Genomic DNA, 24,970 nt, shown 5'->3' on the forward strand with positions numbered 1-24,970 from the left:
TTATTTAATACAGCGCCTGCTCTTCCCCCACCACTTCCTTCAATAACTCCAGATACAGCCGATCGGCTTCGGAAAATTCCGCCGGATCGTCGGAAATATGCACGCTGGTGGTGTCAGAAATCTCGTTGGCGATACGCGTCATCACTTCGCGGTCGTTGCCTTGCCCCAAGTGCTTGCGGGCGACGGTCAACGACTGTTCGAGTATCTGCGGGTCCTGCAACAGCTTCTTGATAAAGGCGCGCAGTTCGTTGATCACGCGCGCTTTCTGCATTTCCGAGCTGGCCATGGTCTGCCTCTCCACCGTTTGATGACTGCGATGTGACTGGCTGAAACAGCATGCCGCGAACGATAGCATGGCCGCACCGCGCGCGTCAGCGCTCTCGGTCGTGGGGTGATGATAGGGCGAGCATTCTCGGCGAACGCGCCTCATTTGTCGGTAGAACTACCTTGTCGGCAGAAAAAGCCGTGCCAAGCTTACTGTAAGTTTTTGTTACCCGGCTGCGCGGACTGGCTTACACTTTTCATAAGGCCACATGCAGGCCTCGGTCAACGAGCCGGATACCTAGAGGATAGCCATGTTCGTCAAGCGAAATGCCAAGGGTGAGATTGAACTGGTCAGCCGGCACCTGTCGCCGGACTGCACCGAGTACCTGGCCGCCGATGCCAAGGACTGGCGTGCGTTCCTGGTCGAGGAGGGCGGCGCTCAGATGCAGTGGCACGAATCCGACCAGCAATTCATCCGCGTGCTCGAGGATCTGATCGAGGCGCTGATCGAAAGCGGCACGCTGGATATCGCCAAGCTGCCCGAGGCGGCGCGCAGCAAGCTGGCCGACCGGCGACTGATGCGTTATCAGCAGCAGGTCGACAAGGCGCAGATCGAGCTGCGCTATTGTGAAAACCAGCATGAAGAGCATTGAAGCCAGTCCGAAGAGCACTGAAGCTAGTCCGACCGCCGGCCCGCGAACAGGAGAAATTGCGCTATAGTTGCGGCCCGTTGCCGGATACCAAGGTCGGTAACGCAAGGCCGAAAACGCAAGGGAACGATTTCAATGGCTTCGATTGCAGTGCCGCGCCTGGTGTCAGCGCGCTGGGCGCCGGTGCTCAAGGTGCTGGCCATGCTCTGGCTGGTACTGGCCGCCTTCATGGTGGTGCCGTGGCTGGTGCTGATTGCCGAGCGCGATGGCGATGCGCGGGCCTTCGCACTGTCGCTGGCGATCGTGATGGGCGCGGTGGCGGTCGCGCTGCTGTTGACCTGGCGTGTCGAGATCGAGCTCAGGCCGCGTCAGATGTTCGTGCTGACCACGCTGAGCTGGGTGACGGTCAGTGGCTTCGCCAGTCTGCCGTTGATTCTCGGCGCGCCGCAACTGTCGCTCGCCGATGCGGTCTTCGAGTCGGTCTCGGCGATCACCACCACCGGTTCGACGGTGCTGGTGGGCATCGAGCGGCTGTCCGACGGGCTCAAGCTATGGCGCGGCATGATGCAGTGGCTGGGCGGTGTCGGCATCATCGTCATGGCGATCGCCATCCTGCCGTTTCTCAAGGTCGGCGGCATGCGGCTGTTCCACACCGAATCCTCGGACTGGTCGGACAAGGTGATGCCGCGCACCGGCGGCATCGCCAAGGCGACCATGACGGTGTACGTGGGCCTGACCGGGCTGGCGGTCATCAGCTACTGGCTGGCGGGCATGCTGCCGCTGGATGCGGTGGTGCTGGGCATGACCTCGCTGTCCACCGGCGGCTTTGCCAACTCCGATGCCTCGTTCGGCGCTTATGCCGAGAAGCCGCTGCTGCTGTGGCTGGGGTCGTTGTTCATGCTCAGCGGTGCGCTGCCGTTCGTGCTGTATATCCGCAGCATGCGCGGCGCGCCTTCGGCATTGTGGTGCGACCAGCAGGTGCGCGGCATGCTGATGTTGCTGGCGCTGGCGATCGTCATGCTGACGACCTATCGCGTCATGAGCGGCACGCCGGCCTTCGAGGCGCTGACCCAGGTGGCCTTCAACGTGATCTCGGTGGTCACCACCACCGGTTACGCCGCGGACGATTACACCCTCTGGGGTGGGCTGGCGATCGTGGCGTTCTTCTATCTGACCTTCGTCGGCGGCTGCAGCGGGTCGACCAGCGGCGGGATGAAGATATTCCGTTTCCAGATCGCGCTGCTGATGCTGCGCAACCAGCTGCGCTTTCTGATTCACGGCAACGGGGTGTTCGCCCAGCGCTACAACGCCAGCCTGCTCAGCGACGAGATCGTGCGCGGGGTGGTGGCGTTTTCGTTCTTCTTCTTTCTGACCGTGGCGGCATTGGCGCTGGCGCTGGCGGCGCTGGGGCTCGATCTGGTCACCGCGCTGTCCGGCGCGGCCACTGCGGTGGCCAACGTCGGTCCGGGGCTGGGCGACGTGATCGGCCCGGCCGGCAACTTCTCGAGCCTGCCCGATGCCGCCAAGTGGCTGCTCAGCGTGGGCATGCTGATGGGCCGGCTGGAGATCTTGACGGTGTTAGTGCTGCTGACGCCGATGTTCTGGCGGAAATGAGTGGTAGGGAGGCGAACTCGGAGTAACCATCATCGGGACTGAAGTCCCTCCCACCAGGCCCCTGCCACCTGGGTTAGTTTCGTGGGAGGGAATTTATTCCCGATCGAAGTGGCTGCAACCATCGGGACTAAAGTCCCTCCCACCAAACCCTCGCTCACGCGATTCCCAGCCCGTAGCTATTCCTCGCTGATCCGCCCGGCGCGATTGAGAATCGGGTTGGCGTATTGCGCCAGCCACCAGTCGCGCAACTCCTCGGGTACGCCCGCCAGGCGCGCGGCAAAGCGCGTGCGGTCGGCCTCGGTGACTTCGCTCAAGTCGAGCAGCTCGGGGGCCTGGCCGGTGGCCTCCAGCGCCAGCTGATGGCTGGGAAAGGTGTGGTAGTTGCCGAGTACCTGACGGTCGATCTCGGCGGCGACCTGCTCTGGGGTCTCGAAGTCGGCGCTGAGCGGCTCGCCGAAGCTCAACCGGATGCGGCCCTTGGCGCCGGTGATGCCGGCGACGATCGAGCGGATGTCCTCGAACTCGACCTTCTCATAGCGGCCCTGGGTGTGCACGGCGTGCAGCTCGCGAGCCTTCTGGGTATCGCAGGGATCGTATTCGTAGCTGATCGACACCGGCACCATGCGCAGCTCGCGGATCGCGTCGCCGAGGCTGGCGCTCTTGTCGTGCTGACGGTGGGCCATGGTCAGCATCTTGATGATCGCCGGGTCGGCGCGGTCAATGCCGTCCTTGGCGCGGCCTTCGCGCTGGGCCATCCACACCGGATGGTTGTCCTGGGTGATCGAATGGCGAATGTAGCCGGACAGCGCCTGGTAGGCGGCCAGCATGGCGCGCTTGCCCTTGGCGCTGCGCGGCACGATGAAGCTCTTGTTGAGCCGCATCAGGTCGGTGACGAACGGCTTCTGCAGCAGGTTGTCGCCGATCGCGATGCGCACCGTGTCGCGCCCGGCCTGGTACAGCGCATAGTTGACGAAGGCCGGGTCGAGGGCGATGTCGCGGTGATTGCCGATGAACAGGTAGCCGCGCTGGGGATCGAGCTTTTCAAGGCCCTCGACCTCGAAGGCGTCGGTGCTGGTGGCGAGCATCCGGCGCATGTAATAGGCGATGCTGTTCTGGAAGTCGCGCACGCTTGTCACGCCGCGCATCTGCCGCTGCAGCTTGTAGCCGGCCAGCGCGCGGGCCAGCCAGGGCGCATGACGCGACAGCCGCGGCAGACGATAGCGGGTGATGGCGTCGAGGAACTCGCGGTCGTGGGCGAGGCGGTCGAGCACTTCGGGCACTTCCGCGTCGTAATAAGGCCGGATGCTGTCGAAATTATCCGCTGAAGGCTGTTGAGTCATGGCGTCGGCGCGGCGGGGTTGGCTTCGCCACCCAGCCAGTCGATGAGTTGTTCGATGGCGTTGCTGAGTACCTGGGTCATCAGCGCGAAATCGGCTTCCAGGCGCAGCGTCGGGTCGTCGTCGTCCTCGACCTGGGCGGCTTCGTCGAGCACGGCGTCGGCGAAGCGCAGCGACTTGATCGCCAGGTCGTCGTGAAGCACCAGCGATACCGCTTCGTCGATGGTCAGCGCCAGTCGCGTGGCCTGACGGCCGGCGGCGAGGACGGTCTGGATCTCTTCGCCGTCAAGATCGACCTGGCGGCCGCGCAGTACGCTTTCGTCGCCGCTGGTGGCCTTGAGCTCGACCTGGTCGCCGAGTTCGAGGGCGGCGGGGCGATTGTCGGGCTGGGTCAGCCATTCGGTCATCGCGCGGGTCGGCGTCGTCCTGGTCGCCAGCGGCGTGACCTTGAGGCTGCCCAATGTCTGGCGCAGCAGATCGAGAATGTCCTCGGCGCGCGCACGGCTCGAGGCATTGACGCCGATCAACTGGCGCTGGGTGTCCCACCACAGATCGAAGCGCTGGGTGCGCACGAAGGCGCGGGGCAGGAACTCTTCATAGACCTGTTCCTTGAGCGCCTGCTTTTCCTGGCGACGCAGCGGCCGGCCCTCGTGGGCTTCCTGCTCGGCGGCGCGGGAGTCGACTTCCTCGCGGACCACCGAGGCCGGCAGCAGACGCTCCTGACGCAACGCCGACAGCAGGCGGTGGCCGTGAAGCTCGTGCTGCAACTGCACGCCGGCGCGTCCCGCCGGGGCGCTCCAGCCCAACCGCCGGGCTTCGCTGCCACCCAGCGGGCGAAAAGCCTGGGCGTCGAGCGCAGTCGTCATCTCGTCGCTGGTCAGCGGCGGGGCGTCATGCACGCGATAGAGGTGCAAGTGCTTGAACCACATGGTGTCGTTCCGTTGCAAAAGGGGCACATTATGGCCAATCGTCCCGCCGGGTGCCATAGCTCGAGCCACTTCGTTGGCTCGTCCATTTGCTCAAGATCAGTTTAAAACTCTCGTTTGATAGCCAGCCGGGGGCTGGTTAGAATCGAGACGGCCCCAAGCTCATCGCCATTCTCTTATCTCAGGAAACGCTGAATAAATAGGCGAGCGGAGTGAAGCGCAAGGCGTACGGAGCACAGGAACCGGAGCATATGGGTTATATGTGAGGATTCCGCGCACCGCACAACGCAGCGATTCGCCCGCGCAGACATTTATGCAGTTTTTCCTCATGCCAAGGATCGCTCGCCATGGACCCACGAATCGCCCGTTCCACGCTGCGCGTGCGCGGCTTTCATCTCGACGGCTATGCCCACGTCAACAACGCCCGCTATCTGGAATTTCTCGAGGAGGGGCGCTGGGCCTATTTCGAGCAGCAGTTCGATCTGGCGGCGCTGTTCAATCAGGGCCTGGCCGCGGTCGCCGTCAATCTCAACATCAATTATCGCCGTGCCGCGGTGATCCACGACGAGCTGGAGGTACTGACCTCGCTGGCCAGTCTCAACCATCGCAGCGCCGTGATCCACCAGGAGATCAACCGGGTCGACGACGGCAAGCGGATCGCCGATGCCGACTTCACCTTCGTGCTGCTGGATACCAACACCGGCAAGAGCCTGCCGATCGACGGCGAGGTGCGCGATACCCTGCGCCCCTATGTGCTCGGCGAGGCGAATACCGCTCACTAGACCGAGGCGCGTGACCTGCAGTCTCAACGAGGCGGCGTCCCCGGCGCTGCCTTAATGGGCCGCGCAATGGTATAATCGTCCGATCGTGTCGCCCCGCGGGGCGCACAGCCTTCGCCTCGTCGCCTCCTCGGTGCCGGCCGGGCGAGAGCGAAGGTTAATCGCTTGCTGTTATGCCAGCGCTTATCAGTCGCAGTGCAAAGGATTCGACGACACATGGGTGACATCGCCAGAGAGATTCTGCCAGTCAATATCGAGGACGAGCTCAAGCAGTCGTATCTCGATTACGCGATGAGCGTGATCATCGGCCGCGCGCTGCCGGACGTGCGCGATGGGCTCAAGCCCGTTCACCGTCGGGTGTTGTATGCCATGCACGAACTCGGCAACGACTGGAACAAGCCCTACAAGAAGTCCGCCCGTGTGGTCGGCGATGTGATCGGTAAGTATCACCCGCATGGCGACAGCGCGGTCTACGACACCATCGTGCGCATGGCCCAGGACTTCTCGATGCGCTACGTGCTGGTCGACGGCCAGGGCAACTTCGGCTCGATCGACGGCGACAGCGCGGCGGCGATGCGTTACACCGAGGTGCGCATGGCGCGGCTTTCCCATGAACTGCTGGCCGATCTCGAGAAGGACACCGTCGACTGGGTCGACAACTACGACGGCACCGAGCGCATTCCCGACGTGCTGCCGACGCGGGTGCCCAACCTGCTGGTCAACGGCGGCTCGGGCATCGCGGTGGGCATGGCGACCAACATTCCGCCGCACAACATGGTCGAGGTGATCAACGGCTGCCTGGCGCTGATCGACGATTACACGCTGACCATCGACGATCTGATGGAATACATCCCGGGGCCCGATTTTCCCACCGCCGGGATCATCAACGGCAAGGCCGGCATCCTCGACGCCTATCGCACCGGCCGCGGGCGCATCTACGTGCGCGCCCAGTACACCGTGGAGCACCACGAGAAGAGCGGGCGCGATCATATCGTCATCACCGAGCTGCCGTATCAGGTCAACAAGGCGCGGCTGATCGAGAAAATCGCCGAGCTGGTCAAGGACAAGCGCATCGAGGGCATCGCCGAGCTGCGCGACGAGTCCGACAAGGACGGTCTGCGCGTGGTGATCGAGGTCAAGCGCGGCGAGTCCGGCGAGGTGGTGGTCAACAACCTGTTCGCCCATACCCAGCTCGAGACCGTGTTCGGCATCAACATGGTGGCGCTGGAAGATGGCCAGCCCAAGACGCTCAACCTCAAGCAGATACTCGAGGCGTTCGTCCGCCACCGCCGCGAGGTGGTGACCCGGCGCACGCTGTTCGAGCTCAAGAAGGCCCGCGAGCGTGGCCACATCCTCGAAGGCCTGGCGGTGGCGATCTCCAACATCGACGAGGTGATCGAGCTGATCAAGGCTTCGCCGAGCGCCGCCGAAGCCAAGGAGAAGCTGCTCGACAAGGCCTGGCAACCGGGCCAGGTGACCAGCATGCTCGAGCGCGCCGGGGCGGTGTCGTGCAAGCCGGAAGGCCTCGAGGAAGGCCTGGGGCTTTCCGGCGATCAGCGCGAATACCGGCTGTCGCCGGCTCAGGCCCAGGCGATCCTCGAGTTGCGCCTGCATCGCCTGACCGGGCTCGAGACTGAGAAGCTGCTCAACGAGTACCTGGGCATTCTCGAGAAGATCGCCGAACTCAGCGCGATCCTGGCCTCCGCCGATCGCCTGCTCGAGGTGATCCGCGAGGAACTGATCGCGGTGCGCGATCAGTACGGCGATGCCCGCAAGACGGTCATCCAGACCAGTCGCCTCGACTTGACCATCGCCGATCTGATCAACGAAGAGGACATGGTGGTCACCATCTCGCGCTCGGGCTATGCCAAGACCCAGCCGATCACCGACTACCAGGCCCAGCGCCGCGGCGGACGCGGCAAGTCGGCGACCAGCATGAAGGACGAGGATGTCATCGAGCATCTGCTGGTGGCCTCGACCCACGACACCGTGCTGCTGTTCTCCAACAAGGGCAAGGTCTACTGGCTCAAGGTCTACGAGATACCCGCGGCCAGTCGCGGCTCGAGGGGCAAGCCACTGGTCAATCTGCTGCCGCTGGACGGCGACGAATCGATCAACGCCATGCTGCCGGTGCGCGAGTATCGCGAGGACAGCTACATCTTCTTCGCCACCGCCAACGGCACCGTCAAGCGCACCACGCTCGACCAGTTCTCGCGGCCGCGTAGCGTGGGGCTGATCGCCATCGACCTCGACGAGGGCGATCGTCTGGTCGGCGCCGCGGTGACCAACGGCGAAGACCACGTCATGCTGCTGTCGTCCAACGGCAAGGCGATCCGCTTCGAGGAAGGCAACGTCCGCGCCATGGGCCGCACCGCACGCGGCGTGCGCGGCATGCGCCTGCAGGGCGATGCCGAGGTGATCAGCCTGATCATCCCGCGCTCGACGCAGATCGATGACAGCGACTCGGCCGACGACGACGGCGCTGACGAGGCCATGCAGGGTGAGGCCGTCGAGGTGGAGGTCGGTGCCGTCGACACCGCCGACGAGCAGATCTACATTCTGACCGCCTCGCAGCGCGGCTACGGCAAGCGCACGCGGCTGGAAGCCTTCCCGCTGCGCGGACGCGGCGGCCAGGGCGTGATCGCCATGCAGACCAGCGCGCGCAACGGTGAGCTGGTGTCGGCGATCCAGGTGCACGCCTGCGACGAGATGATGCTGATCACCGATCGCGGCACCTTGGTGCGCACCCGTGTCGAGGAGGTCTCGGCGACCTCGCGCAACACCCAGGGGGTGATGCTGATCCGCCTGGGCGAGGGCGAATCGCTGGTCAAGACCGTGCGCGTCGACGAGCCCAGCGAGGAGCAGGTCGAGGCGGCGATCGAGAGCGAGATTGCACCCGGTGAAGGCGCTGACAGCCAGGCGCTAGCCGAGGATGACGGCGCTGCCGACACCGACGATCTCGGCGACGCTAGCGACGAGCCGGGACCGGAAGAGCCACAGTGAGGCCGGGCCTGGTTCATCCGCGATCGCCGTTTATCGGCGGTCGCTTGGCATAGCTTGCCATGGTTAGTGCGGCCGTTGTAACAGCGCATCAGCTTTTCAGCGAATAGCACTTCAGCGAGAGCACTTCAGCAGAATAAGTTGCGAGAGACGACGCCGATGACACGCCGCTACAACTTCTGTGCCGGGCCGGCCGCGTTGCCCACCCCGGTACTCGAGCGGGCCCGCGAAGAGCTGCTCGACTACCGGGGCCGTGGCCTGTCGGTCATGGAGATGAGTCACCGCAGCCCCGAGTTCACGGCCATCGCCGAGGCCGCCGAGGCCAATCTGCGCACCTTGCTGCGGATCCCCGACAACTATCGGGTGCTGTTCATGCAGGGCGGGGCGACGATGCAGTTTGCCTGTGTGCCGCTCAATCTGCTGGGCGGCGGCGGAACGCCCAACTATCTCGACACCGGCATCTGGTCGGGCAAGGCGATCAAGGAAGCCGACCACCTGGCCGGCTCGCACCTCGCCGCCAGCAGCCGGGCGGGGGGGTATGTCGACGTGCCGGCCAGCGACCGGATCGCGCTGTCCGCGGACGCGGCTTATTTGCATTATTGTCACAACGAAACCATCGGCGGCCTGGCCTACGATTACGTCCCCGACGTGGCGGTGCCGCTGGTCTGCGACATGTCCTCGTCGATTCTCTCGGCGCCGCTCGACGTCTCGCGATTCGGCGTGATCTACGCCGGCGCGCAGAAGAACATCGGCCCGGCCGGGCTGACCCTGGTGATCGTCCGCGACGACCTGCTCGGGCGCGCGCTGCCGCAGACGCCCTCGCTGCTGGACTGGAAGGTCTACGCCGACAACGCTTCGATGATCAATACGCCGCCGACCTACGCCTGGTACCTGGCCGGGCTGGTCTTCGAGTGGCTCAAGGACGACATCGGCGGCCTCGAGGCGATGGCGGCGATCAACCGACGCAAGGCCGCCACGCTGTATGATGCCATCGAGACCAGCGACTTCTACAGCAACCCGATCGCCCCGGCCAACCGTTCGCTCATGAACGTGCCGTTCGTGCTCGCCGACGAGGCGCTCAACGACACCTTCCTCGGCGAGGCCGAGGCGGCGGGGCTGCTCAACTTGAGGGGCCATCGCAGCGTCGGCGGCATGCGCGCCAGCCTCTACAACGCCGTCGGCCAGCAGGCGGTCGAGGCGCTGGTGGCGTTCATGGGCGATTTCGAACAACGTCACGGCTGAACCCAGCCGTAAGCTTGAAGCGGTAAGCTGGAAGTAAAACCAGAAGCGGAACGTTGGCTTCCAGTGCTGTCTCGACCGAGGACTACTGATGAGCGACACCCCTGTCAATCTCGATGCCCTGCGCGAGCGCATCGACGAGATCGATACCCGGATCCTTGAGTTGATCAGCGAGCGCGCCCGGTGCGCGCAACGCGTCGCCCAGGTCAAGACCGCCGACGACCCTCAGGCGGTGTTCTACCGTCCCGAGCGCGAGGCCCAGGTGCTTAGACGCATCATGGCGCTCAACCCCGGCCCGCTGGACGCCGAGGAGATGGCCCGGTTGTTTCGCGAGATCATGTCCGCCTGCCTGGCGCTGGAGCAGCCGGTCAAGGTCGCCTACCTGGGCCCCGAGGGCACCTTTACCCAGCAGGCCGCGCTCAAGCATTTCGGCGAGAGTGCCGTGAGCCTGCCGATGGCGGCGATCGACGAGGTCTTCCGCGAGGTCGAGGCGGGTGCGGTCAACTACGGCGTGGTGCCGGTCGAGAACTCCACCGAGGGGGTGGTCAACCACACTCTGGACTCGTTCATGGATTCGTCGCTGCACATCTGTGGCGAGGTCGTGCTGCGCATCCACCATCACCTGCTGATCGCCGGCACTACCCGGCAGGACAAGATCTCGCGCATCTACTCCCATCCGCAATCCTTCGCCCAGTGCCGCAAGTGGCTCGACGCCCATTATCCACAGGCCGAGCGCGTGCCGGTGTCGTCGAACGCCGAGGCCGCGCGGCTGGTCAAGAGCGAATGGCACAGCGCGGCGATCGCCGGCGACATGGCGGCCAAGCTCTATGAACTGGAGCGGGTCGCCGAGAAGATCGAGGATCGTCCCGACAACTCGACGCGCTTTCTGATCATCGGCCATCAGGACGTGCCGATGTGCGGCACCGACAAGACCTCGCTGGTGGTGGCGATGCGTAACCAGCCGGGCGCGCTGCACGACCTGCTCGAACCGTTCCACCGACATCAGATCGACATGACCCGCCTCGAGACCCGGCCGTCGCGCAGCGGGGTGTGGAACTACGTGTTCTTCATCGACTTCAAGGGCCACGTCGACCAGCCCGAGGTCGCCGCGCTGCTCGACGAGGTGCGCCTGCGCGCCGCCGAGATGAAGGTGCTGGGCTCCTACCCGCAGGGGGTGCTTTAGGTGGTGAAACGCAGCCATGCGGTGGCGAAACGCAGCCACGACACGCTGGAGCGAAGCCACGACGGCGCGCGGCAAGTCGCCGAATCGCGGATCCTGATCGTCGGCCTGGGCCTGATCGGCGGCTCGCTGGCCGCGGCGCTAAAGGCCGGCGGCTATCGCGGCGAGATCGTCGCCTGCGATCGCGATCCCGACGAAATCGCCCGCGGCATCGCCATGGGTGTGATCGACGACGGCGGCAGCGAGCTAACGCCGTGGGTCGAGGCCAGCAGCCTGATCGTGCTGGCGGTGCCGGTGATGGCCATGCAAGGCGTGATGGAAGCGTTGCGTCCGCTGCTCGACGATCAGGTGGTCACCGACGTGGGCAGCACCAAGCTGGCGATTCGCACCGCCGCCGAGGCGGTATTCGGCGCGCTGCCGGCGCGCTTCGTGCTCGGCCATCCGATCGCCGGTTCCGAGAAGAGCGGCGTGGCGGCATCCAACCCGACGCTCTATCGCGGTCACAAGGTGATCCTCACTCCCGAGCCCGACAACGACCCGCAGGCGGTGGCGCGGGTGCGCGCGCTGTGGGCGGCGTGCGGCGCCGAGGTGCTGGAGATGGCCGTCGAGCGTCACGATCAGGTGCTGGCGCGGACCAGCCACCTGCCGCACCTGCTGGCCTTCTCGCTGGTCGACACCCTGGCGCGCCAGGACGAGCGGCTCGAGATCTTCCGCTACGCTGCGGGCGGTTTTCGCGACTTCACCCGGATCGCCGGCAGCGACCCGGTGATGTGGCGCGACGTGTTCACCGCCAATCGCGACGCGGTGCTCGCCGCGCTCGACGATTTCGAGGCCGGCGTGGCGCGGCTGCGCAGCGCGGTCGAGCGTGGCGACGGCGATGCCATGCTGGCGACGCTGGACCGTGCCAGCCATGCTCGGCAGTATTTCGACACCCTTTTGAACAAGACGAGATATCAGACGATGGAACAACGCAACATCCGCTACCGCGTGCAGCCCGGCGGTAGCGTTCGCGGCACGATCCGCGTGCCCGGCGACAAGTCGATCTCGCACCGTTCGATCATGCTCGGTGCGCTGGCCGAAGGCGTGACCCAGGTGCAGGGCTTTCTCGAGGGCGAGGACAGCCTGGCCACGCTGCAGGCGTTCCGCGAGATGGGCGTGGCGATCGAGGGGCCGCACCAGGGTCGCGTGACCATCCATGGGGTCGGCATGCATGGCCTCAAGGCGCCGGTCGGCCCGCTCTACGTGGGCAACGCCGGCACCGCCATGCGGCTGTTCGCCGGGCTGCTGGCGGGTCAGGCCTTCGATACCGAGTTGACCGGCGACGTCTCGCTGACCAGGCGGCCGATGGGCCGCGTGGCCGATCCGCTGCGTGCGATGGGCGCGGTGATCGAGACCGCCGAGGGCGGTCGGCCGCCGCTCAAGATCAAGGGCGGCCAGGCGCTCAAGGGCATCGATTACGCCATGCCGATGGCCAGCGCCCAGGTGAAATCCTGCCTGCTGCTGGCCGGGATGTACGCCGACGGCGAAACCCGGGTGCGCGAGCCGGCGCCGACCCGCGATCATACCGAGCGCATGCTCAATGGTTTCGGTTATCCGGTTTCCCGCGACGGCGATCTCGCCTGGCTCAACGGCGGCGGCACGCTGACCGCCGGGCCGATCGACGTACCCTCGGACATCTCCTCGGCGACGTTCTTCCTGGTCGCCGCGGCGATCACCCCGGGCTCGGATCTGACGCTCGAGCATGTTGGCGTCAATCCCACGCGGATCGGCGTGATCAACATTCTCAAGGCGATGGGCGCCGATCTCGTGCTTTCCAACCAGCATGAGGTGGGCGGCGAGCCGGTGGCCGACATCCGCGTGCGCTACACGCCGCTCAAGGGCATCGAGATTCCCGCCGATCAGGTGCCGCTGGCGATCGACGAGTTCCCGGCGCTGTTCGTTGCCGCGGCCAGCGCCGAGGGCACCACGCGGCTGCGCGGCGCCGAGGAGCTGCGGGTCAAGGAGTCCGACCGACTGCAGGCGATGGCCGACGGCCTGGCCGCGCTGGGCGTCGAGGTCACCCTCTACGCCGACGGCATCGACATCGTCGGTCGTCTGGACGGTCAGGGCGATGACGGCCCCAGCTATGGCGGCGGGCGCATCGACAGCCTCGGCGATCATCGCATCGCCATGGCGTTCAGCGTCGCCGCGCTGCGCGCCCGCGAGGCGATCGTGATCGATGACTGCGCCAACGTGGCGACCTCGTTCCCGGGCTTCATCGAGCTGGCACGCAAGGTTGGATTGGCGCTCGAAGAGCGGGCCGAGGAGGGTGCATGAGCCAGGACGCTTGCGCCGCGGTGCTCGCCATCGACGGCCCCGGCGGGGCTGGCAAGGGCACGGTCAGCCGGCTGATCGCCGAACGCCTGGGCTGGCATCTGCTGGATTCCGGCGCGCTCTACCGACTCACCGCCCAGGCGGCGCTCAAGCACGGCATCGCCCTCGACGACGAGCCGGCGGTGGCGCGCTTGGCCGGGTCGCTGGATGTCGCCTTTCTCGCCGAGGACGGCGCGGCGCGGGTGGTGCTCGAGGGCGAGGACGTCAGCGCGGCGATCCGTACCGAGGCGATGGGCGAATGCGCCTCCCGGGTTGCGGCACTGGCGGCGGTTCGCCAGGCGTTGCTGGCCCGCCAGCGCGACTTTCAGAAGCCGCCCGGGCTGGTCGCCGACGGCCGCGACATGGGCACCGTGGTGTTTCCCGGCGCGGCGCTGAAGATATTTCTCACCGCCTCCGCCGAGGAGCGTGCCCGCCGCCGCCTCCTCCAGTTGCAGGAAGCGGGCGTGGATGCTAGTCTACCGAGTCTTTTAAAAGAGATTCAGGCTCGCGATGCGCGCGACATGCAGCGTGCCGTGGCTCCGCTCAAGCCGGCCGACGATGCCATTGAGCTGGATACCACCGAGCTGTCGATACCGGATGTGGTGGATCACATTCAGAGGCTGCTTGAGGATCGAAGTCTGATCGCCTCGATCTGAAGTGAAGTCCCCGATGCGACGACGCTTCCGGGTGCCCCCGGCAAGATGTAATGACGTGCTCCGGCAACCTGACCCCATGCGACTGAGAGCCGGATCAGGTCGAACCAGCGCCAACATCCCCGGGGATTTGTAAAGTAGGCCCGCACTCGCTGGTGGTGTGGAGAAGGCGACAACCGCCATTACCGTTGATCACGTAGGATGCTCATGAGCGAAAGCTTTGCTGAACTGTTCGAACAGTCCCTCCAGGACATCAACATGGAACCCGGTGCCATCGTCATGGCCACCGTGGTGGACATCGAAGGTGACTGGATTACCGTCAATGCCGGCCTGAAATCCGAAGGCCAGATCCCCGTGGCGCAGTTCCGTAACGATAACGGCGAACTGACCATCGGCATTGGCGACGAAGTCAAGGTTGCACTCGAAGCCGTCGAAGACGGGTTCGGTGAGACGCGTCTGTCCCGCGAGAAGGCCAAGCGTGCCGAAGCCTGGAAAGAGCTGGAAGCCGCCTTCGAGAAGGACGAGATCGTCAAGGGCGTGATCAACGGCAAGGTCAAGGGCGGTTTCACGGTCGACGTGGCCTCCATCCGCGCCTTCCTGCCGGGTTCGCTGGTCGACGTGCGCCCGGTGCGCGACACCACGCACCTCGAGAACAAAGAGCTCGACTTCAAGGTCATCAAGCTCGATCCCAAGCGCAACAACGTGGTCGTTTCCCGCCGTGCCGTGCTCGAAGCCGAGAACAGCGCCGAGCGTGAAGCGTTGCTGGCGACCCTGCAGGAAGGCCAGCAGATCCAGGGTATCGTCAAGAACCTCACCGATTATGGCGCGTTCGTCGACCTGGGCGGCGTCGATGGTCTGCTGCACATCACCGACATGGCCTGGAAGCGCATCAAGCATCCGTCCGAGATCGTCGGTGTCGGCGACGAGATCAACGTCAAGGTGCTGAAGTTCGATCGCGAGCGCAACCGCGTGTCGCTGGGCCTCAAGCAGTTGGGCGAAGATCCCTGGGTCAACATCAAGGCGCGTTACCCGGAAGGCACCAAGGTCGACGCGCGCGTCACCAACCTCACCGACTACGGCTGCTTCGCCGAGCTGGAAGAGGGTGTCGAGGGTCTGGTTCACGTCTCCGAAATGGACTGGACCAACAAGAACATCCATCCGTCCAAGGTCGTGCAGGTCGGTGACGACGTTCAGGTCATGGTGCTGGACATCGACGAAGAGCGTCGGCGTATCTCGCTGGGCATCAAGCAGTGCACCACCAACCCGTGGGAAGACTTCAACGCCCGTTACAACAAGGGCGATCGGGTTGCCGGGACCATCAAGTCGATTACCGATTTCGGTATCTTCATCGGTCTGGAAGGCGGCATTGACGGTCTGGTTCACCTGTCCGACATTTCCTGGTCCGAGACCGGCGAAGAGGCGGTGCGCCAGTTCAAGAAGGGTGACGAAGCCGAAGCCGTCATCCTGTCGATCGACCCCGAGCGCGAGCGCATCTCGTTGGGCATCAAGCAGCTCGAGACCGACCCGGTTTCCGAGTTCCTGGCGGTCAACGACAAGGGCTCGATGGTTACCGGTCGTGTCGTCGAAGTCGACGCCAAGGAAGCCCACGTCGAGCTGGCGACCGATGTCATCGGTATCCTCAAGGCCTCCGAGATCAGCGCCGATCGTGTCGAAGACGCGCGTAACGTGCTGAGCGAAGGCGACAGCGTCGAGGCCCGCATCGTCGGCGTCGATCGCAAGAACCGCGGCATCAGCCTGTCGATCAAGGCCAAGGACCAGGCGGACACGCGCCGCAACATGGGCCGCCTGCGCGAGCAGGAAAGCGAGTCCAGCCCGACCACCATTGGCGACCTGATCAAGCAGCAGATGGGTCAGGACTGATCGTCCACTAGTCTCGCAAGACGCAAGATGGCCGCAGATGGCCAGATAAGAGCCGCGACCTTCGGGTCGCGGCTTTTTTTGGGCGCTCACTCGTCTAAGCCGCTCGGCGGGTAGGAGCGAGGGCGTTCACGCTGTCACGGTTCAGGAGGGCGGGTCGAGATGCGCTTCCAGCGAGCTGAGCAGGCCGCGCAGCAGCGAAAGTTCCTTGCGGTTGGGTTGGGCGCGGGCGAACAGCGCGTGCAGATGATCCGACGTCCGTGCATGGGGCTGATTGATGAATCCCGAGCCCTCCATGACGCGCTGCAGGTGCTCGTGGAAGTAGCCGAGCTGTTGCTGGGTCGGCAGCGGACCGTGGCTCGGCGAGGCCGTGGGCACCGCGTTATCGGCCCGCCGCCAGGCGCCATAGACCTCATGGGCGAGCACCTGGACCGCCTGGGACAGGTTGAGCACGCCATAGTCGGGGTTGGCGGGGATGCTGACCTGGTGGGTGCAGTGGCGGATTTCGTCGTTGGTCAGGCCGTAGCGCTCGCGACCGAAGACCAACGCCACCGGGCCCCGTTCGGCATTGGCGACCAGCGTGCGAGCCATCTCGTCGGGTTCGTCGAAGTGCGGCAAGGGCAGGCTACGCAGGCGCGCGCTGGCGCCGATTACCTGCACGCAATCGCTGACCGCCGCTTCAAGGCTGGTGACGACCCGAGCCTGTTCGACCACGTCGCTGGCACCGGCGGCCCGCCGCGTCGCTTCGGCATCGGGAAAGCAGCGTGGATTGACCAGCGTGAGCCGGGTGAGGCCCATGGTCTTCATGGCGCGGGCGCTGGCACCGATGTTGCCGGGGTGGAAGGTCTGGACGAGAACGATGCGAATATTGTCGAGCATGCTGGGCGCTTGGTGGCGAAATTCCGTCAGTTTACGCGACGACTTCGGTCGGCACGAGTGCACTGCGTCGGGGTTGTCCGATAAGGGTGGCGCGGCTAGACTGCGCTCCTTCCAAGGAGTCGTCATGCCGCCGAATTCATCTCCCCGCAAGCCGCACGCCAAGCCGGCGCCGACGTGCGTGCCCAGCGAGTTGCTGCTGTATTGCCGGCCGGGTTTCGAGAGCGACCTGAGCGCCGAACTGCAGGCCAGGACCGGCGCGCTGAATGCGCGCGACGTCGCCGGGCATGTGACGGCCGAGCCGGGTGCCGGGTATGTGCGCTGGGTTATGAGCGATGGCCGGGCCGCCAATGTCCTGCATCGTGAACTGCCGCTCGATGCGCTGGTCTTCGCCCGCCAGTCGCTGGTTGCCTTGCCGCCGCTCGTCGGGCTGTCCCGGGAAGACCGGTTGACGCCGATCATCGCGCAGGTCGTCGCCAGCGGTTGGAGCTTCGAGTCGCTGTGGCAGGAGACGCCGGACTCCAATGAGGCCAAGGCCCTGGCTGGCTTGATGAAGGCACTGCAGAAGCCGCTGGAATCGACGTTGCGCAAGCGCGGCGCGCTGCGTCGCAAGGCCGGCGGGCGGCGTCTGCATCTTTACTGGACGACCGGCGACGGCGTGCAGCTGGGCATGAGTTTCCCGGGTAAACGCAGTGAGACGCTGGGCGGCATACGCCGGCTGCGCTCCCCCCATGACGCGCCGAGCCGCTCCACGCTCAAGCTGGAGGAAGCCTGGCACGAATTCATCCCTCGCGAGGAATGGCCGGAGCGGCTGCACGCGGGGATGCAGGCGGCGGATCTGGGCGCGGCGCCGGGCGGCTGGACCTATCAGCTGGTACGCCAGGGCATGTACGTCTACGCCATCGACAATGGCCCCATGGGCCGCGAGCTGATGGCGACCGGTCAGGTCGAGCATCTGCGCGAGGATGGCTTCACCTGGCAGCCGCCGCAGCGCCTGGACTGGCTGGTGTGTGATATCGTCGACAAGCCGATGCGGGTCGTCGACATGGTCGAGCGCTGGCTGTTAAAGCGCTGGTGTCGCGAGGCGGTGTTCAACCTGAAGCTGCCGATGAAGCAGCGCTGGGCGGAAGTGGCGCGCTGTCTCGAGCGGCTGGAAGCGCGTCTGGCGGATGCCGGAGTCGAGGCACGCATCGCCTGCAAGCAGCTCTATCACGATCGCGAGGAGGTTACCGTCCACGTGCGGCTGTCATGACCCTATACATCCAACACGCCACCCGAGAGGCCAACGATGGATCCGCAATCCGATTCCTACGATGCCAATGCCGAGCTGGATACCACCGGGCTCTACTGCCCCGAGCCGATCATGCTGATGCATAACCGAATACGCGACATGCGCGCCGGCGAGGTGCTCAAGGTCGTCGCCAGCGATCCCGCGACCACCCGCGACGTGCCCAAGTTTTGTAACTTCCTGGGCCACGAACTGCTCGCCCAGGAGCAGCGCGGCGACGACTATCTCTACTATATCCGCCTTGGCTGACGCCAAGGCTATCGCAGATAGCGTTGTCGCTCGGGGCTGATCCGCCGATAAGCCTGCGAGCGGGGCCGGCCTTCCGGAGGCGCTGTGAATACCTCCATGTACGCTACCGACGCCATCTGACCGCCATGGATGGCGGAAATGCCGGAAAAGTCAGGAACTTTCTTTCCGGCCATGGCGTCGGACCTCCTCTTCGGCTTATCACCGGTGCCCCTCGTCAGTTCAACTGCGATTGCCCTGGGCTGACGCGGCTCGCCTTGGCTGAAGCCTCGCCGGGCCTCGCGACTGCCTTCAATCAGTCGTCGTGACCCACCATGCAGGCCAGCGCCTCGAGGGTGGCCGGGTCCTCCTGGCGAATGCGATTGGCGATGGCCCGCTGGAAGAAGTAGACCACCTGATGGCGGCTGTGGCCGGGATACAAGCAATCGTCGCCGGCGACCACCGGGGTCGACTCGACCCGGCTCTCGTCGACCAGCAGGGCCTCGATCGTGCCATTGTTGTAGAGCCGCCAGCCGAACACCAGCTTGAGCTGCCAGGTCGTCGCCTCCTCGTCGAGGCACAAGGCATGCGTGCCCAGCGTCTCGGGCAACTGCTGAAGAAGGGTCGTTTCGCCGCTCTCCTCGTAATCGAAATAGGCGGCGGCATGCTCGAGTTCGTAGACCTTGTGCTCGGGCGCGGTGTAGAAGATCTCTTCGGTTTCGGGATCGCGGTAGCCGACGAAGTGACCGTGCTCCGGATCGTCGAGATCGTGACAGGGTGTCAGCGCTTCCATCCACGGCACCAGGCCGACCACCTCCCCGTCGTCGCGCAGGCCCCAGGCGAGCAACGGCATGCCGTAGAGCGTGTCGAGATCGGAGGCCAGATGATAGACCATCTCGAGGCCGTCCAGCTCGGGGGCGAGGCGAACCAGATGACGCTTGGCCCTCAGCCGGTTGCGCATGGTCTCCAGATCGATGACCTGGGCGGAGCGGGGGGACATTGGGATACCCATGGTTACCCTCCTCATCGGCAAGATTTCGGCCTAGGCCTCGATTCACTATTAGCACAGCTCGCCAGTCGAAGTTAACCCCTGTCGACGGACGCGCGTGCAACGCTGACATCGGTATTCCCCCGGCTGACCCGCCAGAGACGCCATCCCAGCAGCAGCGCGGCGACGCTCAATCCCGCAACCAGGCCGAGCCAGTAGCCGTAGACGCCGAGCGGCTGCCAGTCGCCGATACCGGCGCTGCCCAGCAGGTAGCCGCCGCCGAGACCCACCGCCCAGTAGGACACCAGGGTGATCGCCATGATGATGCGCGTATCCTTGTAGCCGCGCAGCGCCCCGGCCAGGTTGACCTGCAGGGCGTCGGAGAACTGATAGATCATGGCCAGCCAGATCAGCGACACCGCCAGCGACTGGACCTGTTCGTTGGGCGAGTACAGCGCCACCACCGGCCCGGCGGTGAGCCACAGGATCAGGTCGTTGAGCAGCGCCACCAGCAGACAGGCGACGATGCCGTTCCAGGCCACGAAAGCGGCGCCGCGGCGCTGCCCGCTGCCCAGCGTGTGACCGACACGTATCGTCAATGCCATGCCCAGTGACAGCGGCAGCATGAACAGGATCGAGGTGTAGTTGAGCGCGATCTGGTGGGCGGCGACGGCAATCTCCCCGAAGCTGGCGATGAACAGCGCGATCAGCGTGAACAACGTCACTTCGACGAAGATCGCCACGCCGATCGGCGCGCCGACATGCAGCAATTCACCGAGCATGGCGCGTTGCGGGCGGGCCAGCCTCGACCACAGGTTCAAGGAAGCGAATATCGCGCTGCGCTGCGTATAGATCAGCAGCGCCAGGCACATCACCCACATCGCCAGCGCGGTGGCGATGCCGCAGCCCACCGCGCCCAGTGCCGGTAACCGGCTCAACCCCAGCGGCAGGGCGTCGCCGAACAGCGTCTCGAGGCCGGGACCGCCGTAGATCAGCAGATAATTGAAGGGAACGTTCACGCCCAGCCCCAGCAGGCTGATCCATAATGCCGGACGGGTATGGTTCATGCCGTCGGCGAAGGCACGCAGCGCCTGGAAGGCGGCCACGCCCGGCATGCCGAAGGCGACCATCGCCAGGTAGCTGGCCGAGAGCGAAGCCACGGGCTCGGGCACTGCCATCAGACGAAACACCGGCATCACCGCGAACGCCAGCAACAAGGCGGCGATCACCCCGAGACCCAGCGCCAGCCACAGGGCCTGATGCACGAAGGGCCGGATCCGGTCGACACGCTTGCCGCCCAGCAACTGGGCGACGATCGGTGTCAGGCCCATCAGCGTGCCGGTGGCGAACAGCATCAACGGCAGCCACAGGCTGGAACCCACCGAGATCGCCGCGAGATCGGTGGCGCTGGCGCGCCCGGCCATGATCACGTCGGTCACGCTCATTCCCGACTGGGCGAGTTGCGCACCGCAGATGGGCAGCGCCAGGCGGATCAGCGCGGCGTTTTCTCGCCGCCAGCGCTGCCAGCGGTTTGTGGTCGTCACCACGGCGACGCTCCCTATCGGCCGGCGGAGGAAACCGCATTCTAGGGGACTCGCGACGGCCTGCCTACGGCGACCGTCGTCGCAGGGTCGGACCGGCAAGCGGATGCCAGCCGGGCGGACGACACGTATAATGTCGGCCATGAACGAAGCTAGCGGCTCCCATCGCATCGACGACGTCATCGCGCTGTTCGACGGTCTGTTTGGCGCCGTTCACCGCACCCGGCTGGTGAGCGGCGGCGATGAGCCGCTGTACCGGCCGGCCGCGCATGGCGATGGCCACCACCAGGTGATCTTCACGCGCGACTATTTCGCCAGCGCGCTGCACGAGATCAGCCACTGGTGCATCGCCGGCGAGCGCCGCCGGCAACTCGAGGACTACGGCTACTGGTATTGCCCCGATGGGCGCGATGGCAACATGCAGCAGGCGTTCGAGAACGCCGAGGTGGCGCCGCAGGCCCTGGAGTTGCTGTTCTCGCGGGCCTGTCGGCGACGCTTCCACGTCAGCGTCGACAATCTCGGTGACATGGCGGTCGATCGCCACGCCTTCGGGGCGCGCGTCGAGGCCCGCGCCGAACGCTATCGGCGCGAGGGGTTGCCGCGGCGTGGCGAAGCGTTTCGCGCCGCGCTCGAAGCCTTCTATCGCCACGGCGCGTCGCGCGATGACGCGATCACCGAGGGCCGCGAGCGGCTGGCTCGCGGTGCGGCGGCGAGCTGCATAGCGTGACGGATGCCCCGGGCTAGTTCGCGGCGTCCTCGATCAGGCGCCGGTGAAGGTAGAGCATGACCTGCACTTCGTGGTCGGGGCGCAGCGGCTCGAGGCCCAGCTCGCTGAACAGCTCGTTGCGCGCGCGGGCCCATTCGCCGGTGGCGAGGTCGGGGTACAGGCTCTCGGCCGGGGCCAGCTCGACGAACGGGTCGACGCCATAGTCGTCGAACAGCCGCGACAACCCGGCCTCGTCGTCGAACACCCCGGCGGTGAACAGCGTGGCGCTGTAATGGTCGCCCTCGAGTTCGCGGATCACGTCCAGCGGGCTGACGCCGAAGGTGCGCAGCTCCTCCAGGCTGTAGTCGCCGAGCTTGAGCAGTTCGTCATTCAGCCACTCGTCGTCGGGCTGGATCAGGGTGTGCTTGATCTGGCCGTCGGGCAGCGCCCAGGCGATGGCCAGCGGGAGTGCATCGTCTTCACCGGTCTCGACGGTGATGAAGCCGGGATAATCCGCCATCAGTTATCCTCCAAGCGGAAGAAGCGCCGCGCCGTTGCGGTGGTTGCCCGGCAGATGTCGCCCTCGCCGTCGCCGCGCCAGTGGGCGATCTCGCCGACGATCCAGGGTAGCAGCGCGGGCTCGTGGCGCCGCCCGGGCGCCTTGGCCGGCAGGTTGCGCGGCAGCAGGTAGGGGCAGTCGGTCTCGACCATCAGCCGATTGAGCGGTATGTCGGCGAGCAGTTCGCGCAGGTGATGGCCGCGGCGCTCGTCGCACAGCCAGCCGGTCAGGCCGATGTGCAGGTCGAGATCGAGATAGCCGTGCAGCGTCTTGCGCTCGCCGGTGAAGCAGTGGATGACCGCGTCGGCGATGTCGTCGCGCCAGCTCCTGAGCATCTCGAGCATGCGCGGACCGGCATCGCGCTCGTGAATGAACAGCGGCAGGCCGGCCTCGACGGCGAGCCCTAGCTGCGCTTCGAAGGCGCGCTCCTGATCGGCCGGCGACGAGAAGTTGCGGTTGAAGTCGAGCCCGCATTCGCCGACGGCGACGATTCCCGGCTCGCGGTATAGCGCGGCGAACTCCTGGGCCGGCGTGGCCGACCATTGGCTGGCCTCGTGGGGGTGCACGCCGGCGGTGGCGTGGAGTCCGCGATGGCGCGCGGCCAGCTCGAGGGCCTGATGCGCGTGCTCAAGGTCGGTGCCGGTGACGATCAGCGTCCCGACGCCGGCGTCGCGAGCGCGCTCGATCACTGCCTGGACGTCGCGGCGGAAGCTGTCGTGGGTCAGGTTGGCGCCGATGTCGACCAGCGGCGCAGCGGCCTTGAAGCGCAGCGTGTCGGGCAACGGGTTGGCGCTGTCGGCGATGCCTGGCGAGGTGTCGCTCACGTCGATCTCCTGGGTCGCGGGAACGATCATTGTAACCAAGGCCACGCGGCGCCGGCCATGCGTTACAATGCCCGTTCTTGAAACATATTCTTCTTGAAACTCTCCACGACGAGGTAGGCGTGACGCTGCTACGGCTCGAACAGCTGCAATTGGCCTATGGCCCACAGGTCCTGCTCGATGGCGCCGACCTGACCCTGGAACGGGGTGAGCGCCTGGCGCTGGTGGGGCGCAACGGCACCGGCAAGTCGACCCTGCTGGGGCTGGTGGCCGGCGACAATCTTCCCGACGGCGGCCATATCTGGCGCGCCCCGGGGCTGCGCATCGGCGTGCTGGCCCAGGATCTGCCGGTGGCCAGCGGCGAGACGATCTTCGACGTCGTCGCCCAGGGGCTGCCCCAGGCCGGCGAACTGCTCGCCGAGTATCATCATCTGATCCAGTCGAACGATCCCGACATGAATCGCCTGGCGCAGTTGCAGACGCGGCTCGAGGCGATCGACGGCTGGTCGTTCCATCAGCGCATCGATACCGTGCTGACCCGGCTCGGCCTGCCCGCCGACAGCCTGATGAGCGCGCTGTCCGGTGGCTGGCGGCGGCGCGTGGCGCTGGCCCGGGCACTGGTCGCCGACCCCGATCTGCTGCTGCTCGACGAGCCGACCAACCACCTCGATCTGGATACCATCACCTGGCTCGAGGAGCAGCTGGCGGCATTCGCCGGCGCGGTGCTGTTCATCACCCACGACCGGGCCTTTCTGTCGCGCCTGGCCACCGCCATCCTCGAGCTCGATCGCGGCCGACTGGGGCGCTACCCCGGCGACTATGCGCGCTACCAGGCCCAGAAGAATCACGAACTCGAGATCGAGGCCCGCGAGCACGCCGAGTTCGACAAGAAGCTCGCCCAGGAGGAAGCGTGGATTCGTCAGGGCATCAAGGCCCGGCGGACCCGCAACGAGGGCCGGGTGCGCGCGCTGCAGAAGATGCGTGGCGAGCGCGCCGAACGACGCGAACGCCAGGGCCGGGCGACGATCCGCGTCGACGGCGGCGAGCGCAGCGGCAAGCGCGTGGTCGAGTTGAGCCGCGTCAGCCAGCGCTACGGCGACGACTGGGTGATTCGCGATCTCGATCTGGAGATCCAGCGTGGCGATCGGGTGGGGCTGATCGGGCGCAACGGCGCCGGCAAGACCACGCTGCTCAAGATCCTGCTCGGCGAACTCGAGCCCAGCGAGGGCCGGGTGCGCATGGGCACCAACATCAGCGTGGCCTATTTCGATCAGCTGCGCGCCGGGCTGGAGCCGGAGAAGAGCGTCTACGACAACGTCGCCCAGGGCAGCGACCGGGTCAGCGTGGGCGGCAAGGACAAGCACGTGATCAGCTACCTGCAGGACTTCCTGTTCACCCCCGAGCGCGCCCGCCAGCCGGTCAAGGCGCTGTCGGGCGGCGAGTCGAATCGGCTGTTGCTGGCCAAGCTGTTCACCCAGCCGGCCAACGTGCTGGTACTCGACGAACCGACCAACGATCTCGACGTCGAGACGCTGGAACTGCTCGAGGAGCTGCTGCTCGACTTTGCGGGAACGCTGCTGCTGGTCTCCCACGACCGGGTGTTCATGGATAACGTGGTCACCGAGGTGCTGGCCTTCGAGGGCAACGGCCGCGTCAACGACTACGTCGGCGGCTACAGTGACTGGGTGCGCCAGGGCGGTAAATTGCCGCCGGCGCCCTGGGCCTTCGATGCGGCGGGCGTCGACAAGGGGAGCAGGAACGAAGGCGGCGGGAAGCCTGAGTCCACGGCCTACGACGCTACGGCAAAGCCCGCCAGGAAGGTTGTCAAGCTTTCCTACAAGCTGCAGCGCGAGCTGGATAGCCTGCCGGCGACCATCGAGTCGCTCGAGGCGCAGATCGCCGACTTCGAAGCGCAGATCGCCGACCCGGGATTCTATCGGCAGGATGCCGAGACGGTGAGCCAGTCGCTCGAGGCGCTGTCCGCCAGGCAGGCGGAGCTCGATGCGGCGATGGAGCGCTGGATGGAGCTTGAGGCCATGGCGCAGGGCGAATAGCACGGCCACGGGCCGGCTGGCGGCCCGTGGTCATGTTCAG

Annotated in this window: 20 protein-coding genes and 2 pseudogenes; 14 read left to right on the forward strand and 8 right to left on the reverse strand. The window is 65.8% G+C overall.

The window, feature by feature from the left end:
• Nucleotides 1-4 precede the first annotated feature (4 nt).
• On the reverse strand, nt 5-286 hold the full coding sequence (locus HALZIN_RS0104410; protein WP_031383038.1) for a hypothetical protein: 282 nt from the start codon (nt 284-286) through the stop codon (nt 5-7).
• 289 nt (nt 287-575) lie between these two features.
• Between HALZIN_RS0104410 and HALZIN_RS0104415 the strand changes: the two genes are divergently transcribed.
• Both HALZIN_RS0104415 and HALZIN_RS0104420 read left to right on the forward strand, forming a co-directional pair.
• Complete coding sequence (locus HALZIN_RS0104415; RefSeq protein WP_051907376.1) at nt 576-917, forward strand: hypothetical protein; 342 nt, start codon at nt 576-578, stop codon at nt 915-917.
• A 132-nt stretch (nt 918-1,049) separates the two neighbouring features.
• The gene (locus tag HALZIN_RS0104420) at nt 1,050-2,528 is read left to right on the forward strand and encodes a TrkH family potassium uptake protein (RefSeq protein ID WP_051907377.1); all 1,479 of its coding nucleotides are present in this window, start codon (nt 1,050-1,052) and stop codon (nt 2,526-2,528) included.
• Nucleotides 2,529-2,704: 176 nt separating this feature from the next.
• Here HALZIN_RS0104420 and HALZIN_RS0104425 read toward each other — a convergent pair whose 3' ends face one another.
• Nucleotides 2,705-3,868, reverse strand: a complete 1,164-nt coding sequence (locus tag HALZIN_RS0104425; protein WP_031383041.1) for a 1-acyl-sn-glycerol-3-phosphate acyltransferase — start codon at nt 3,866-3,868, stop codon at nt 2,705-2,707.
• Nucleotides 3,865-4,794 (reverse strand): recombination-associated protein RdgC, encoded by a 930-nt coding sequence (locus tag HALZIN_RS0104430; RefSeq protein WP_031383042.1) that lies wholly within the window; start codon nt 4,792-4,794, stop codon nt 3,865-3,867. The genes HALZIN_RS0104425 and HALZIN_RS0104430 overlap by 4 nt, the downstream gene beginning before the upstream one ends.
• 344 nt (nt 4,795-5,138) lie before the next feature.
• Here HALZIN_RS0104430 and HALZIN_RS0104435 point away from each other — a divergent pair, with 344 nt between their 5' ends.
• The 7 genes from HALZIN_RS0104435 (at nt 5,139) to rpsA (ending at nt 15,875) form a co-directional block, all read left to right on the forward strand.
• Nucleotides 5,139-5,573 carry an acyl-CoA thioesterase gene (locus tag HALZIN_RS0104435; RefSeq protein ID WP_031383043.1) on the forward strand — a complete coding sequence of 145 codons (435 nt, stop codon included), beginning with the start codon at nt 5,139-5,141 and terminating at the stop codon, nt 5,571-5,573.
• A 213-nt stretch (nt 5,574-5,786) separates the two neighbouring features.
• Nucleotides 5,787-8,573, forward strand: coding sequence for a DNA gyrase subunit A (gene gyrA, locus HALZIN_RS0104440; RefSeq protein WP_031383044.1), 2,787 nt, complete (start codon nt 5,787-5,789; stop codon nt 8,571-8,573).
• Between the two features lie 156 nt (nt 8,574-8,729).
• Nucleotides 8,730-9,812 (forward strand): 3-phosphoserine/phosphohydroxythreonine transaminase, encoded by a 1,083-nt coding sequence (gene serC, locus HALZIN_RS0104445; protein ID WP_031383045.1) that lies wholly within the window; start codon nt 8,730-8,732, stop codon nt 9,810-9,812.
• Between the two features lie 88 nt (nt 9,813-9,900).
• Nucleotides 9,901-10,992, forward strand: coding sequence for a prephenate dehydratase (gene pheA, locus HALZIN_RS0104450; RefSeq protein ID WP_031383046.1), 1,092 nt, complete (start codon nt 9,901-9,903; stop codon nt 10,990-10,992).
• A 45-nt stretch (nt 10,993-11,037) separates the two neighbouring features.
• Nucleotides 11,038-13,305 carry a bifunctional prephenate dehydrogenase/3-phosphoshikimate 1-carboxyvinyltransferase gene (locus HALZIN_RS0104455; protein ID WP_051907595.1) on the forward strand — a complete coding sequence of 756 codons (2,268 nt, stop codon included), beginning with the start codon at nt 11,038-11,040 and terminating at the stop codon, nt 13,303-13,305.
• Nucleotides 13,302-13,997, forward strand: a complete 696-nt coding sequence (cmk, locus tag HALZIN_RS0104460) for a (d)CMP kinase (RefSeq protein WP_031383048.1) — start codon at nt 13,302-13,304, stop codon at nt 13,995-13,997. Before HALZIN_RS0104455 ends, cmk begins: the two co-directional genes overlap by 4 nt.
• A 204-nt stretch (nt 13,998-14,201) precedes the next feature.
• The gene (gene rpsA, locus HALZIN_RS0104465; protein ID WP_031383049.1) at nt 14,202-15,875 is read left to right on the forward strand and encodes a 30S ribosomal protein S1; all 1,674 of its coding nucleotides are present in this window, start codon (nt 14,202-14,204) and stop codon (nt 15,873-15,875) included.
• A gap of 141 nt (nt 15,876-16,016) precedes the next feature.
• Here the strand turns inward: rpsA and HALZIN_RS0104470 are convergent, their stop codons facing one another.
• Nucleotides 16,017-16,751 (reverse strand): RNA methyltransferase, encoded by a 735-nt coding sequence (locus HALZIN_RS0104470; RefSeq protein ID WP_031383050.1) that lies wholly within the window; start codon nt 16,749-16,751, stop codon nt 16,017-16,019.
• A gap of 124 nt (nt 16,752-16,875) precedes the next feature.
• Here HALZIN_RS0104470 and rlmM point away from each other — a divergent pair, with 124 nt between their 5' ends.
• Nucleotides 16,876-18,000, forward strand: a complete 1,125-nt coding sequence (rlmM, locus tag HALZIN_RS0104475; RefSeq protein WP_051907378.1) for a 23S rRNA (cytidine(2498)-2'-O)-methyltransferase RlmM — start codon at nt 16,876-16,878, stop codon at nt 17,998-18,000.
• 36 nt (nt 18,001-18,036) lie between these two features.
• The gene (gene tusA, locus HALZIN_RS0104480; RefSeq protein WP_031383052.1) at nt 18,037-18,285 is read left to right on the forward strand and encodes a sulfurtransferase TusA; all 249 of its coding nucleotides are present in this window, start codon (nt 18,037-18,039) and stop codon (nt 18,283-18,285) included.
• Nucleotides 18,286-18,577: 292 nt separating this feature from the next.
• Here tusA and HALZIN_RS0104485 read toward each other — a convergent pair whose 3' ends face one another.
• A complete protein-coding gene (locus HALZIN_RS0104485; RefSeq protein WP_031383053.1) occupies nt 18,578-19,273 on the reverse strand; it encodes a hypothetical protein in 696 nt (231 codons plus the stop codon).
• Nucleotides 19,274-19,344: 71 nt separating this feature from the next.
• Nucleotides 19,345-20,796, reverse strand: a complete 1,452-nt coding sequence (locus tag HALZIN_RS0104490) for an MATE family efflux transporter (RefSeq protein ID WP_051907379.1) — start codon at nt 20,794-20,796, stop codon at nt 19,345-19,347.
• 136 nt (nt 20,797-20,932) lie between these two features.
• Here HALZIN_RS0104490 and HALZIN_RS0104495 point away from each other — a divergent pair, with 136 nt between their 5' ends.
• Nucleotides 20,933-21,517, forward strand: coding sequence for an elongation factor P hydroxylase (locus HALZIN_RS0104495; protein ID WP_031383055.1), 585 nt, complete (start codon nt 20,933-20,935; stop codon nt 21,515-21,517).
• Between the two features lie 13 nt (nt 21,518-21,530).
• Here HALZIN_RS0104495 and HALZIN_RS0104500 read toward each other — a convergent pair whose 3' ends face one another.
• Together HALZIN_RS0104500 and HALZIN_RS0104505 are read right to left on the reverse strand one after the other, a co-directional pair.
• Entirely contained in the window at nt 21,531-22,016 is a 486-nt protein-coding gene (locus HALZIN_RS0104500) for a hypothetical protein (protein ID WP_031383056.1), read from the reverse strand.
• Entirely contained in the window at nt 22,016-22,858 is an 843-nt protein-coding gene (locus HALZIN_RS0104505; RefSeq protein ID WP_031383057.1) for a TatD family hydrolase, read from the reverse strand. Before HALZIN_RS0104505 ends, HALZIN_RS0104500 begins: the two co-directional genes overlap by 1 nt.
• Before the next feature lie 140 nt (nt 22,859-22,998).
• Here HALZIN_RS0104505 and HALZIN_RS0104510 point away from each other — a divergent pair.
• Nucleotides 22,999-24,423: pseudogene (locus tag HALZIN_RS0104510) on the forward strand (ATP-binding cassette domain-containing protein); the annotation flags it as partial.
• Between the two features lie 291 nt (nt 24,424-24,714).
• Nucleotides 24,715-24,930, forward strand: a pseudogene (locus HALZIN_RS18665) (ABC transporter ATP-binding protein); the annotation flags it as partial.
• Nucleotides 24,931-24,970 lie beyond the last annotated feature (40 nt).

This window comes from Halomonas zincidurans B6, from assembly GCF_000731955.1.
GTDB lineage: Bacteria > Pseudomonadota > Gammaproteobacteria > Pseudomonadales > Halomonadaceae > Modicisalibacter > Modicisalibacter zincidurans.